The sequence below is a fragment of the Spirosoma oryzae genome (assembly GCF_003002825.1).
GTDB classification, from domain to species: Bacteria; Bacteroidota; Bacteroidia; order Cytophagales; family Spirosomataceae; genus Spirosoma; species Spirosoma oryzae.
This window is the reverse complement of the sequence record NZ_PVTE01000034.1, coordinates 26,577-40,658: the sequence shown is the minus strand read 5'-3', so window position 1 is coordinate 40,658 and position 14,082 is coordinate 26,577. Positions and strand designations below refer to the sequence as shown.

Here is a 14,082-nt window from a genome sequence, read left to right as displayed (position 1 = left end):
CTGTTTATCAATTCCATTTCGAATTCAGCATGAAAACCAGCTATATCGCAACAGCATTTCTGGCCCTGGCCATAGCGAGTTGCAAAAGTGATTTCCTGACGGTCGTACCCGAAACGGCGCTCAGTTCGGCCACATTCTACAAAACCGAAGCCGACTTTCAGCAGGCGGTCAACGGCGCGTATGTCCCGCTCCGGCCACTGTTCAACGAGCGGGCCTGGGTGCTGGAGGAGATGCACTCCGACAATACGTACTACGCCCGCAACATTCTCTACGGCGCGGTTGACCCGACCGAAAACGTAGCCGATTTTGCCGTCCCGACGGCGGGTGGCGTTACGGCGAACGACAACGTACTGTGGGCATTTCGGTACAACTACCAGATCATTGCCCGTACCAATCAGTTGCTGTCGCAGATCGACGGGGTCACGTTCAGCAGCGAGGCCAACAAGAACAACATCAAGGGGCAGGCACTCTTCCTCCGCGCCTTCGCTTACTTCGATCTGGTTCGGCTGTTCGGTAAAGTGCCGCTTCACCTGACGCCGTCTGCGAGCCGGGAGGATGCCGCGCTGCCTTTGGCGACGACCGACGAACTGTACGCGCAAATCGAAAAGGATGCGAAAGATGCCAGTTCGATGCTGCTCAATAAGGCGAAGCAGGAAGCAGGCCGGGCCACGTCGGGAGCCGCGAAAACGCTGCTGGCCAACCTGTATGTCACCCAGAAAAAATGGGCGCAGGCCGAGTCGCTGATGCGCGACGTTATCACCAACGACGGCTACACGCTGATGTCCGATTATAACGATGCGTTTTCGTACACAGGATCAAATAAAAACAACCAGGAGTCGGTGTTCGAGGTGCAGTACATGGAGGGATCGGGCGGTTACAACGGCAATCAGATTTACCGCTTTGTGCCGTCGCCCATCACCGCAGCCGAGTTAAAGCCGATTACGGGTACAACCAATACGCAGCCCACCTCGCAGGAAAGCAACAACATCCCGACCCCCGACCTGATCGCAGCCTACGAAAGTGGCGACAAGCGCAAAGCCATCTCGATAGACACAGTCACGCTGAGTCAAAGCGCGCGGGAGAACAAAACGTATCCGTACATCAAGAAGTACGCCCGCACCCACGCCATTCACGGCATTACGGGGCAGAACTGGCCGGTATATCGTTACGCTGAAGTACTGCTGTTCATGGCCGAATCACTGAACGAACAAGGTAAAACGGGCGATGCCGCAACCTATCTCAACCGGGTACGCAGCCGGGCCGGACTACCCGCAACAACTGCCAGTTCACAAGCAGACATGCGCGAAGCTATCTTCAAAGAGCGCCGGGTGGAGCTGGCCTTCGAGAATAAGCGCTGGTTCGACCTGACACGTACCGGCCGGGTGAAAGAAATCATCGGAGCCTATGGCGCGAAGGTGAAAGCCAATCCGCAAGCGTATTATTTCCCGAAAGGAGCCGTCCCGCCCCCCAACGCCTTTACCGTACTGGACGATTACTATGGACTACCTGCCGTCGAAGCTGCGTTATCACCGTATTTCTAAACCCGATATGATTATAAATCAGGCCAGTTTGCCTTATGCTGCTATCTATCGTAACGGCTTCTCTGGCCTGATTTTACCGCCTGTTTCACCCCACCCCCAGGGGATTTGCTCGCTAATCCTTTGAGCCCCTCCCTAACGGGGAAGAGTTGGCGTGGGGTCTCTCATTAGTTCGGTTACCGAGCCACCCGGCCGTGAACCGAATACTGTAAACCGAAAACCGTACAACCGATATGTATTCCCGAATCAACGTGCTAAAACTTGGCGTAGTCGTGTCAGCCCTGGCGCTGATGGGAGCGTCGTGGGTAAGTCTACAATACCCGGAAAACGATCGGCAGGGGGCCGAAAACCCGAAAGTCGAAAAGCTCAAACTACAGCCGGGCTTCAAGGCCGAGCACATTTACAGCCCATCCGAAAATAAGCAGGGATCGTGGGTGTCGATGACATTCGACGACAAAGGCCGGCTGATCGCATCCGATCAGTACGGTGGTCTGTACCGGCTCAAGATACCGGCAGCGGGTTCTGGTTCGGTCGCGCCCGAGATTGAAAAGCTGGTAATCAGCAAAGACACCAGCGTGGGCATGGGCTACGCACAGGGGCTGCTGTATGCCTTTAATAGCCTGTACGTGATGGTCAACAACCGGCCCAGCAAGCAGTTTCCCAAGCCCAGCGGCCTGTACCGGTTGCAGGATACCGACGGCGACGATCAGTACGACAAGGTAACCATGCTGCGTGAACTGAAAGGCGAAGGGGAACACGGGCCGCACAGTATTGTCATGGCTCCCGACAAGAAATCGCTCTACGTCATCTCGGGCAACCATACCGACGTGCCCCAAATGGATGCGTACCGACTGCCGTCAAACTGGAAAGAAGACAACCTGTTTCCGCTCATCAAAGACCCGCGTGGTCATGCCGTCGACCGGATGGCACCGGGCGGCTGGGTCGCCAACATCGACCCGGAGGGAAAACGCTGGGAGTTGATGGGCGCAGGCTTCCGTAATGCCTTCGACGTCGCGTTCAACGAAGCCGGTGATATGTTTACGTATGATTCGGACATGGAGTGGGATTTCGGCACGCCCTGGTACCGCCCCACGCGCATTTGCCATGTCCCGAGTGGCGCTGAGTTCGGCTGGCGCACCGGCGACAGCAAATGGCTGCCCGGCAATCCCGACAACCTGCCTCCGGTATTGAATATCGGACAGGGTTCGCCGACGAACGTCGTTTACGGCGGGGACTCCAGATTCCCGAAGAAGTACCGCGAGTCGCTGTTTGCCTTCGACTGGAGTTTCGGGATTATCTATTCCATTCACCTGAAACCTAAAGGCGCTACCTACGAAGGCGAGCGCGAAGAATTTATTTCGGGAACGCCCCTTGCGGTGACGGATGGGGTCTTCGGTCCCGACGGTGCCCTGTATTTCCTGACCGGTGGTCGTCGGCTGGAGTCGGATCTGTACCGGGTGTATTACAACGGTAACGAGAAAGTAACGCCACCAACGCCGGTACTCACGGCGGAACACAAGCTGCGCACCAGCCTGGAGGAATACCACAAAGGCCCCAACCCGAATGCGCTGGCGGCAGCGTGGCCCAACCTGAACCACCCGGATCGCTTTGTTCGCTATGCCGCTCGTATTGCCGTGGAGCATCAGCCGGTGGCACAATGGCAGGAGAAGGCGCTTGCTGAAACCGATCCGCAACGGGCCACCCAGGCGATAGTGGCGCTGGCCCGGCAAGGAAGCCCCGATCTGAAAAGCAAGGCATTAGCCACGCTGATGAAGATCAATTACGATCAGTTGTCCGAGTCGCAGCAGTTTGACATGACACGGGCGTTCGAGCTGATTTTCACCCGTATGGGTGCGCCCGAAGCCGCCGATAAAGCCAAGGTCATCGCGTATCTGTCGCCGAAGTATCCCGCGAAAACGGCCCTGTTGAACCGGGGTCTAAGCAAGGTACTGATCTATCTGGAAGCACCGGGTGTCATCGAGAAAACGCTGACGCTAATGGATAAGAAAGACGAACCCGGCAGCAACAGCCTGGGGTTGGAAACAGCAACCGCTTCGTCGGACCTGATTCTGCGCAACCCGCAGTACGGTATGGACATCGCTAAGATGCTGGCCAAAGTACCGCCCCTTCAACAAACGTATTACGCGGTGATGCTGAGTCGGGAAGCTACCGGCTGGACACCCGCCCTGCGCGACAAGTATTTCGCCTGGTTTGGCAATGCGTTCAAATACGAAGGCGGTCGCAGCTACGTCGGCTTTATCGACCGGGCGCGGAAACTGGCGCTGGTTCACGTACCGAAAGAGCAGTTCGAGAAATACAACAAACTGTCGGGGGCTGACCTGCTAACCAGTTCGGGCAATGACATAGCCATGAGCGGCTACGCACCGAAAGGCCCCGGTCGTCGCTGGACGCTCGACAATGCCGTCGCCATGCTCGATACCGGCTCACACCACCCCGACTTTGCCACCGGTCAGAAAATATACTCGGCAATCCTGTGCAGCCATTGCCACGCGATAAGCGGCAGCGGTGGCGACATCGGCCCCGACCTGACCCAACTGGGAACGCGCTTCTCGAACAAAGATATTCTCGAAGCCATCATCGAACCCAGCAAGACGGTCTCCGATCAATACGCGTCGACGGTATTTGTCCTGAAAAACGGGCAGTCAGTCGTCGGGCGGCTGGTTAACGAAGACAAAGCAAACTACATCATTTCACAGAACCCGTTTGCTGCCGACCAGACCCGGAAGATTCCGAAGAAAGACGTAACAGCCAAGCGGTACTCGCCCGAATCGATCATGCTCCCCGGCCTTATCAACAGCTTAAACGCCGACGAACTGAAAGACCTGATGGCTTACCTGAAATCAGGTGGCAACCAGAAAAATGAAGTCTACAAAGCTGGCGGCAAGTAATCTGTAGTTTGGTATGTGTAGCCTGGACGTCCACGTCCGGGTGGCCGTCAGGCCAATTGATTCCGGCGGCAGCTTATTGGTCGCTTCGCGCCCACCCGGACCTGGTGGTCCAGGCTACACACTACCGCCAGACTATAAAATTCAATTCACTATGCGAACACGATATGTAATTGGTATGGCCATGTTGCTGCTCGGTACGGGTACCGCCAGTCATGCCCAGCGGAAGAAGAACAAAGACGGCTTCGTCGCCATTTTCGACGGCAAGACATTGAACGGCTGGGACGGCGACAAAACATACTGGCGCGTGGAAGACGGTTGCCTGACCGGTGAAATCACACCCGAGAAACTGCTCAAGACCAATTCGTTCATCATCTGGCAGGGCGGCAAGCCCGCTGATTTTGAGCTGGTCGGTCAGTTTAAAATAACGGAAGCCGGCAACTCCGGCATCAACTACCGCAGCGATCAGCTCACCGACGTTCCCTACGCCCTGCGGGGTTATCAGGCCGACATCGACGGCAAGAATCGCTACACCGGGCAGAATTACGAAGAGCGCAAACGCACCACGCTGGCCTATCGGGGACAAAAAACGGAGATCGCACCCTACAACGGTCCCGCCAGCCCCGACTCGATTCGGGTGCGGGTAAAGAACAATGCCTGGACCGGGATGAAGGTCATCGGGTCGCTGGGCAAGTCCGATTCGCTCCAGAATCTGATTAAAACCAACGACTGGAACACCTTCCACCTCGTCATTAAAGGCAACCGACTTCAGCACTATATCAACGACGTATTGATGAGCGACGTCACCGACGATGATGCTGTCAACCGCAAAGCCAATGGGTTACTCGGCGTGCAGGTCCACGTCGGCCCACCTATGAAAGTGCAGTATAAAGAACTGATGATAAAGCAATTGTAAATTCAGTTTGTGGTTTGTAGTTCGTGGTTTGTAGTTCCTCCGGTTCGAGACAACAAACCACGAACTACAAACTACTAACCACAAACCACAAGCTAGTTTTGACTCCCTGGAAAGATAAGATTTCGCATACGGCGCAGGTCGGTGGCATTGAAACGTCGGTACTCGACAATGGAACGGGACGGGGTGTCCGCATCGCCTGGGTCAACACTGGTACGGGCCTGCGTTACAAAGTCGTCCTCGACCGGGCTATGGACATTGCCGATGCGTTCTACAATCAGCATAGCCTGGCGTGGCTGAGTCATACCGGCATTACGCCCCCCGCCCCTTTCTCCGACAAAGGCGCTGACTGGCTCCGTACGTTCGGCGGAGGCTTACTGACAACCTGTGGGCTGTCGCACGTGGGCGGACCGGAGCATGACGAATACGGCGAACGCGGTCTGCACGGCCGTATTGGCAACCTGCCCGCTGAACTTGAGTCCATCATTCAGCCCGATCCGATGACCGGTCAACTCGACATGAGCCTGACCGGGCGCATTCGGGAAACAACCATTTTCGGGCCACGGCTGGAGATGAAGCGAACGATCGCCAGCACGCTCGGTCAGCCGGTGATTCGATTTCGCGACGAGGTTACCAACCAGGGCAACACCGCCGTGCCCCACATGCTGCTGTACCATTTCAACTTCGGCTGGCCACTGGTCGACGAAGGCACCAAAATCATCTGGCAGGGTGACTGGCAGGCGCGGGACGGTGGTATCAACAACCGGATTTTTCGCGAGGGTTACGACTTCAAAACCTGTCCCGCTCCCCTTGACGATCACCTCGGCACCGGTGAAGCCGTCGCCAACATCGACATCACGCCCGCTGCGAATGGTATCTGTACGGCCGGTCTGTACAACGAGAAGCTGGGACTGGCGATGGCATTGCAGTTCAACAAGGAACAGCTACCGTGGCTTATCAACTGGCAGCACTGGGGCAAGGGCGAATATGTAACGGGCATCGAACCCGCAACCAATCCGCTCATCGGTCAGCAGAAAGCCCGCGAACAAAACGAGCTTCTTTTCCTGCAACCCGGCGAAACCCGCACCTACGAGCTGGAACTCTCGATCCTGACTGACAAGGCTGCCATTCAGCAATTTTTAGATGAAAGAGAATAGATGCTAGAAGAAAGAAAATAGATGAAAGAAGAAAGAATGTTGATGCGGGCACCTCTCGTGTCTTTTCTCTTTCGTCTATCCTCTTTCTTCTCCCAATAAATCCTTAACCCCCTTACACGCAATGGAAACAACCGCAACGATAAGTATCGCCCAGAAAGCCCTCGAACAGGGTCAGGGTATCCTCCGACTAACGCCCACCTGGGTACCCCGTTCGTTCTGCGTCCCCGGCCGCCGTATCAAACTGCATCCCGACGATTACTACGTGCTGGGTGGCGAACGGGGTGGCATCGATGAACGTTGGTTTTCATCGACGACTCCTGCCAAGAACGGGCCGCTCACCGGCGAAAATGAGGGATTAAGCCACATCGTTTGTACGGATGAAAACGGCAGCGAAACCCAGTTTCTGCTGAAAGACGCCGTCGACGAACTGAAAGGCGAACTGATCGGTGACCGGCTCTGGAATGAGTACCAAAGCTGGCCAATGTATTCCAAGTTCTTCGACAACATGGGGCCGCTCCCCCACCACCTGCACCACAACGACGAACAGGCGGCACTGATCGGGCAGTTGGGCAAACCCGAAGCGTACTACTTTCCGCCACAGGTCAACAACCACGGTGGCGACTTCCCCTACACGTTTTTTGGCATCGCACCCGGCACCACTAAGGAGCAGATCAAGGAGTGCCTGCAAAACTTCACGAAGGGCGACAACAAGATCACCAACTATTCGTCGGCTTACCGGCTTGAACCGGGTACGGGCTGGGATGTGCCCCCCGGCCTGCTTCATGCTCCTGGTAGCATGTGTACCTACGAACCTCAGAAAGCGTCGGACGTATTCGCTATGTACCAGTCGCTGGTCAACGAAGCGATCATCCCGGAAGAACTGCTCTGGAACGGTACGCCCAAAGATCAGATCGGCAACTACGACCAGTTGATGGACGCCATCGACTGGGACCTGAACACCGATCCGCAGATGATGACCAACCGGTTCATGCGTCCTAAACCCGTCCGCGACGAAGCGGAGATGGAGGCCGACGGCTACCGCGAAGTATGGGTCTGCTACAGATCAGACGCATTCAGTGCCAAGGAGTTGACCGTCTTCCCCGGTCAGACCGTCACGATCAAAGACAGTGCGGCTTACGGCCTGATTATGATGCAGGGGCGCGGCAAAATGGGCGTCTGGGACATCGAAACACCTACCATGATTCGCTACGGACAACTGACCAACGACGAGTTCTTCGTCAGCGAAAAAGCAGCAATGGACGGTGTGCAGATCACCAATCACTCGACTACCGACCCGATCGTGATGCTCAAGCACTTCGGCCCCAATAATCCAGATATGTAATTAGTGATCAGTATTCGGTATACGGTTTACGGCGGGTCTGGGCTACATGCGACAGCCACCGTAAACTGTATACTGAATACCGTAAACCCTTATTCCTCATGGATAATAACTTCCCCAAACTACACAACGCCATGTGGCCCGGCGTCGTCGGCAAAGGACCGGACTCCGAGCCTGTCGTCGACTTCGATACCATGCTGAAAATGACTGCCGGTGCCGAAGTCGACGGTGTGAAATTCGACGGCGTCGACATTGCCTTATTCGAACACATGGATGTCAACATGCCGGACGATGACATCAAGCGGATGGCCGACAAAGTCGCGGGCTACAACCTGAAAATCGGGTCGATGGTCGCGCCAATCTGGGGCGGCTCAGCCATGGGTAGCCAAGACAAACGCGACCACTTTGTCGAGATGGTACGAAAGACCTGTCACATCGGTCAGAAGCTAAAAGAAATCGGTATCCGGCCGTATGGCGTCATTCGTATTGATTCGTCGGCCTCCCCAACCGACTGGGACGCCGATCCGACCGGTAATCAGAAGCTGATTGTCGAGACGTTTCAGCGAGCCTGCGACGTGGCCGCTGACTACGGCGAGCAACTGGCGGCTGAGGGTGAAATCTGCTGGGGCGGTATGCAAAGCTGGAAAACCATGCTCGACACGCTGGAATCAGTGAACCGGCCGAACATGGGCTTTCAGGCCGACATGGCACATACGCTGCTTTACACAATGGGTTACAACCGGGAGCAGGATCGTATTCTCCCCCCCGACTTCGACTGGTCCGACCGGGCAACGCTCGAATCGGCCCTTCGTACACTGACCAGCGCCCTACGCCCCTGGACGATCGATTTTCATGTCGCGCAAAACGATGGGACCGTATTCGGTTCCGGTTCCCACGATAAGACCGGGCGACACTGTCAGGCGCTCGACCCAAATGGGAAGCTTGACGTGGTACACGACGCCGGCTACTGGCTGCGCGACGAAAACGGACAACTAACAAAGGCCTTCAAGCATATCTGCTGGGATGGCTGCATGTTCCCCAACAACGTGATGACCAATCAGCAAACCTGGAACGACATCCTGGCTACCATGATCGCCGTCCGTCAGCAGCACGGGTGGAAAGAATAAATTCGGTTTACCGTTTTCAGTGTACGGTCTACGGTAGTTCGAATACTATCATCAGCCGCTGACCGTAAACCAAAAACTGAATACCGTAAACCACAAATCCTTAATGCTATGCCCTCCAAAAAAGAACTACGCATTGGCCTGATCGGTACCGGCTTCATGGGTCGCACGCATTCCAACGGCTACCGGCGCGTCCCCAATTTCTTTCCCGATCTGCTGCACACGCCCGTGCTGAAAACGGTTTGTTCGCGCAACGCGGAAAAAGTGCAGGCCTTCGCCGATCAGTGGGGATACGAATCAATCGAAACCGACTGGCGTGCCGTTATTGCCCGTGACGATATCGACGCTATTGACATCTGTACGCCCAACGATATGCACGCGGAGATCGCCATCGCTGCGGCTGAAGCGGGCAAGATGATTCTGTGCGAAAAGCCATTGGCCCGCACGGTTGCCGAAGCCCAGCGGATGGTCGATGCGGTCGAAAAAGCGGGCGTGGCGAATACCGTCTGGTATAATTACCGGCGCATTCCGGCCGTCACGTTGGCGAAGCAACTTATTGAGTCGGGCAAACTGGGTCGCATCTTCCACTACCGCGCTAACTTTTTGCAGGACTGGACCATCAGCGCCGACGTACCACAGGGCGGCACCGGCACCTGGCGTATGGACGTCGACGCAGCGGGTTCGGGCGTGACGGGCGACTTACTGGCGCACTGCATCGACACAGCCATGTGGCTCAACGGCGCGATCACCGACGTATCGGCCGTAACAGAAACCTTCGTGAAAGAGCGGATGCACGCACTGACGGGCAAAGTACAACCGGTCGGTATCGACGATGCCTGTATTTTTCACTGCCACTTCCAGAATGGTTCGCTGGGCCTATTCGAGTCGACGCGCTACGCCCGTGGTCATAAAGCGTTGTACACCTTCGAGATCAATGGCGAACACGCGTCGATCCGCTGGGACCTGCACGACCTCAATCGACTGGAATACTTCGACCACGGCGACGAAGGCATCGTACGCGGCTGGCGGTCGATTCACGTCACTGATGGCGATCAACCGTACATGGATAAATGGTGGGTACCGGGCTTAGGCATCGGCTACGAGCACAGCTTTGTCCACCAGGCCGCCGATTTTTTCAGTAGTCTGGACAAAGGTGCGCCCTGCCATCCTACCTTCCGCGACGCACTCGAAACACAGAAAGTATGCGAAGCTGTACTGGAATCAGCCACGTCACGTAGCTGGAAGGATACCGGCGTTGACACGTTCGCCGGCTTCAGCAAGAAATTGGTGTAATGTGTGTAGCTAGTTGTGTAGCCTGGACCTCTAGGTCCGGGTGGGCGCGTAGCGACCAAGAAGCTTCCGCCTGCGAAAGTTGCCCTGACGGGCACCCGGACGTGGACGTCCAGGCTACACCATCCACTAGGCTACACATCACATCAATACGCCCTGAAACACCTCATCTAACCGGGATACGGGGCGAAGGTCGATTTTGAACCCTTTCGCGTCCAGCCCTTTCAGGTTGTAGCGGGAGATAAACATCTTTTTGAAACCAAGCTTTTCTGCTTCCGCAATCCGCGACTCGATCCGGCTGATGGCCCGCACTTCGCCCCCCAGGCCAATTTCGGCGGCAAAAGCAACCGAGGGCGAGATCGCGATGTCCTCATAACTCGACACGACGGCGGCACAGACAGCCAGGTCGATCGCGGGGTCTTCTACGCGCAGACCACCGGCAATGTTCAGGAACACATCCTGCTGACCCAGACGGAAACCACCCCGTTTTTCCAGCACTGCCAGCAGCATGTTCAGCCGCTTGGCGTCGAAGCCCGTGCTACTACGCTGTGGTGTACCGTACGTAGCAACGCTGACAAGTGCCTGCGTTTCGATCATCAATGGCCGGTTTCCTTCCAGCATCGAGCCGATCGTCACCCCACTCAGGGCTTCGTCGCGTTGCGAAATCAGAATTTCCGATGGGTTTGTCACCTGCCGCAAACCCGTGCCGAGCATTTCGTAGATGCCTAGTTCGTCGGTGCTGCCAAAGCGGTTTTTGGTGGTGCGCAAAATACGATAGGTCGTGTGGCGGTCACCCTCAAACGTCAGCACCGTATCGACCATGTGTTCCAGCACTTTTGGCCCGGCCAGCGACCCTTCTTTCGTGATGTGCCCAATCATAAACACCGGAACACCACTTTCCTTGGCGTATTTCATAAGCTCCGCCGTGCATTCACGCACCTGCGATACGCTCCCCGCCCCCGACTCCACCAACGACGATTGCATGGTCTGAATCGAGTCGATAATCAGCACTTCGGGTTCAAAATGCTCGACGACGCGAAAAATATTCTGCGTCGACGTTTCACTCATTACATGGCAGTCGCTGGTGGGCGCATCGAGTCGTTCCGCGCGCATCTTGATCTGTTGCTCGCTCTCTTCGCCCGATACGTACAATACGCGCATTCCGGCCAGACTGAGCGCGATCTGCAACAGTAGCGTCGATTTACCAATGCCTGGTTCCCCACCGATCAGCACCAGCGAACCAGCAACGATACCGCCCCCCAGCACCCGGTTCAGTTCACCATCCGTCGTGGCGATGCGAGGCTGCTCTTCATAGTTGATAGCGTGCAACGGTTTGGGTTTGGCCGCAACCCGGACGTTCCCCGGCCCGCTCGACGGACTCCGCCAGTTACCCTTTTCCGGCTCATCTTTCTGAACAACCTCCTCAACGATTGTATTCCACTCGCCACAGGCCGGGCAGCGCCCCAGCCACTTAGGTGTCTGATTGCCGCAATTCTGGCAAAAATAGGTTGTTTTTAGCTTGGCCATCAATAAGTTGACTGTACATCGGCGCGTAATAAAACAAACACGTTAAACCCCGCCTACGTTTTATATTCTAACCGCTGGCAGACGCGAGAATTCACTTATTACGACGCACCAAACGGTATAAACAGAACGCCGTTCCATCGAAATTAGTTGGCCTCGCGTACCCTGTCGCTTCATTTCTCGTTACGTAAAAGCAAATCACTACAAACACATTAACGTATGAAAAAGACAATCCTTTTCGCGGCTCTCACACTGCTGCCGGCGCTTACGTTCGCTCAGTTTTCGGTCGGTATCAAGGGGGGCGTCAACCTCTCCAAACTTTCGTTTGGCAACTTTGTAAACGTCGGCACCAACGCCAACGGATCACCCAACGTCAGCGTCGACGGACAAACGTTTCGGAACAATCTGAGCGACAGTTACAGTACGCGTACCGGCACTTCGTTCGGTATTTACACGCGCATCGGTAAAAATCTGTTCATCCAGCCCGAACTGCTTTACTCGACCCGGCAAGGTTCGCTCGACGTTGTCCGTAATGGAGCGACCGAGTCGGTAAACATCCGCACAACCAGTTTCGACGTGCCTGTGCTGCTGGGGATCAAAGGTGGACCCATTCGAATCATGGCCGGCCCGGTAGCCTCGTTCCGTATCGACAACAATCAGGGATTAGGCGATGCGTTGCGACAGTATACTAATAACTCGCTCAACGATGCCTGGAAGAAAGCGTACTATGGTTATCAGGTCGGTGGCGGCCTCGACCTGGGCCCGCTCGGACTCGACGTACGCTATGAAGGAAACCTGACAGACATTGCGCAGATCAACGCCAATGGCTCTAACGCTCAGTTCGGTCAGCGGTTTAAATCGTGGCAAATCACTCTGGCTTACAAACTGCTGTAGCTGTCGTTTGCCTAGACACGAAAAAGCTCCAGTCGCGCGACTGGAGCTTTTTCGTTTATATAAATACGCTCTCGCTGTTCATTCTGAGCGCACGTGTATGTATACACGTTTGTCCGCGCTAGTTGGCCAGCTTCTGCCGGTACTGCATCAGCTGCGTAGCAATCTCTTTCATGCGCCGACGCGAGATGGCGACTTCCCGGCCATCGGTTAGCCGAATCTGCCGGTCGTTGTTAGAAGGCCCCTGCTGCACATAAGCCAGATTAACCATGTGCGACTTGTGAATTCGTAGAAATAATGATCTATCCAGCATCTTTTCGAACTCTTTCAGCGTCTTCGACACGATGTATCGTTTACGGTCGCGGGTGCACAGATAGGTGTAGTTACCTTCACCCTCCAGTAAGGTGATATCATCGACCGAAATAAAAATGGTTCGATTCAGGTACGGGAGCGCAATACGCTGCATACCACGCAGATAGGTAGCCGGGAAATGTGGAACGGCTGTAGTCAGGGGGAATGTACTGGTTTCCATAGGGAAGCGCGTTTGCGTTGTGGATCGCTTTTGACGAATCAAAGCTACCACCCTCCCCTGCCCCTTAAAAAAAGAGTCCTGACAACCACTAGCACACAAAAAGCGCAACTAGCTAGCCGTCAGGACTTTATTAGGTATGTAACCGGTTATATTCGGGGGTATATCCCCACTACATTGCGTAGAAATACGTGGTCCCGTCAGTCAACAGAGTACGCAGATCAGCTACGCGTTTGCGGTAACCAGACCTAGTTGACCAGCACAGACTGGTAGCTACGGATGCGATCCATGAACATCTGCGCACGGCGACGGGAAATTTTTACCTGTTGACCGTCGGTCAATTCGAGTTCGCCTTCTTTCTTGATAAAGAATTTACGAACAAAGCTCAGGTTGACGATGCATGACTTGTGGACCCGTACAAACGACTCATCCGTCAGTAACGTTTCGTACTCCTTCAACGTACGCGAAACCAGCATTTTGGTGCCGTCTTTCAAAAAGAAATTGGTGTAATTACCGCTGCCTTCGAGCCGAACGATTTCGTCGGCAGATACAGAGCGTTTCCGATCGTAGAAGGGGATCAGCAGCTTCTGCGTTGTGGCAGAATCGGCAATTTTTTCCACACTTTTGTGGAACGGCATAGACATTGGTTCGAAGATGGAGTCGTTGGTGAGTGGCTTCATAAGCGTTTCTAGAGATCTTAATTTATACCCGGTTACATATTGACAATCAACAGCTTGTGGCGTACAGTATACAACTGTCGTAGCACTGCTGACACGTATATACATTGTGTATTACCGTGGCTTGCTCTGTTTGAATTGTACAACAATCAGACCCATCCCTATGTATCGACGTATATTCATCTTTTTACACG

General features: G+C 55.0%; 11 protein-coding genes. 8 read left to right on the top strand and 3 right to left on the bottom strand.

What is annotated here, in order from left to right:
• Nucleotides 1–29 precede the first annotated feature (29 nt).
• The 7 genes from CLV58_RS25020 (at nt 30) to CLV58_RS24990 (ending at nt 10,270) form a co-directional block, all read left to right on the top strand.
• Nucleotides 30–1,541: a RagB/SusD family nutrient uptake outer membrane protein gene (locus CLV58_RS25020; RefSeq protein WP_106140578.1), complete on the top strand. Its 1,512-nt coding sequence runs from the start codon at nt 30–32 to the stop codon at nt 1,539–1,541.
• A 230-nt stretch (nt 1,542–1,771) separates the two neighbouring features.
• Entirely contained in the window at nt 1,772–4,447 is a 2,676-nt protein-coding gene (locus CLV58_RS25015; RefSeq protein WP_106140577.1) for a c-type cytochrome, read from the top strand.
• A 181-nt stretch (nt 4,448–4,628) separates the two neighbouring features.
• Nucleotides 4,629–5,360, top strand: coding sequence for a 3-keto-disaccharide hydrolase (locus CLV58_RS25010; protein ID WP_245882461.1), 732 nt, complete (start codon nt 4,629–4,631; stop codon nt 5,358–5,360).
• 98 nt (nt 5,361–5,458) lie between these two features.
• Complete coding sequence (locus tag CLV58_RS25005; RefSeq protein WP_106140575.1) at nt 5,459–6,514, top strand: aldose 1-epimerase family protein; 1,056 nt, start codon at nt 5,459–5,461, stop codon at nt 6,512–6,514.
• A 121-nt stretch (nt 6,515–6,635) separates the two neighbouring features.
• Nucleotides 6,636–7,856 (top strand): class I mannose-6-phosphate isomerase, encoded by a 1,221-nt coding sequence (locus CLV58_RS25000; protein WP_106140574.1) that lies wholly within the window; start codon nt 6,636–6,638, stop codon nt 7,854–7,856.
• A 98-nt stretch (nt 7,857–7,954) separates the two neighbouring features.
• Nucleotides 7,955–8,980 (top strand): sugar phosphate isomerase/epimerase family protein, encoded by a 1,026-nt coding sequence (locus CLV58_RS24995; RefSeq protein WP_106140573.1) that lies wholly within the window; start codon nt 7,955–7,957, stop codon nt 8,978–8,980.
• Nucleotides 8,981–9,088: 108 nt separating this feature from the next.
• Nucleotides 9,089–10,270 (top strand): Gfo/Idh/MocA family protein, encoded by a 1,182-nt coding sequence (locus CLV58_RS24990; RefSeq protein ID WP_106140572.1) that lies wholly within the window; start codon nt 9,089–9,091, stop codon nt 10,268–10,270.
• Nucleotides 10,271–10,408: 138 nt separating this feature from the next.
• Here the strand turns inward: CLV58_RS24990 and radA are convergent, their stop codons facing one another.
• Entirely contained in the window at nt 10,409–11,794 is a 1,386-nt protein-coding gene (gene radA, locus CLV58_RS24985; protein ID WP_106140571.1) for a DNA repair protein RadA, read from the bottom strand.
• A 216-nt stretch (nt 11,795–12,010) separates the two neighbouring features.
• Between radA and CLV58_RS24980 the strand changes: the two genes are divergently transcribed.
• Nucleotides 12,011–12,685: an outer membrane beta-barrel protein gene (locus CLV58_RS24980; RefSeq protein ID WP_106140570.1), complete on the top strand. Its 675-nt coding sequence runs from the start codon at nt 12,011–12,013 to the stop codon at nt 12,683–12,685.
• A 118-nt stretch (nt 12,686–12,803) separates the two neighbouring features.
• On the opposite strand, the gene CLV58_RS24975 is transcribed toward CLV58_RS24980, so the two are convergent.
• Nucleotides 12,804–13,214 carry a LytR/AlgR family response regulator transcription factor gene (locus CLV58_RS24975; protein WP_106140569.1) on the bottom strand — a complete coding sequence of 137 codons (411 nt, stop codon included), beginning with the start codon at nt 13,212–13,214 and terminating at the stop codon, nt 12,804–12,806.
• Nucleotides 13,215–13,459: 245 nt separating this feature from the next.
• Nucleotides 13,460–13,891 (bottom strand): LytR/AlgR family response regulator transcription factor, encoded by a 432-nt coding sequence (locus CLV58_RS24970; RefSeq protein ID WP_106140568.1) that lies wholly within the window; start codon nt 13,889–13,891, stop codon nt 13,460–13,462.
• Between the last annotated feature and the right edge of the window lie 191 nt (nt 13,892–14,082).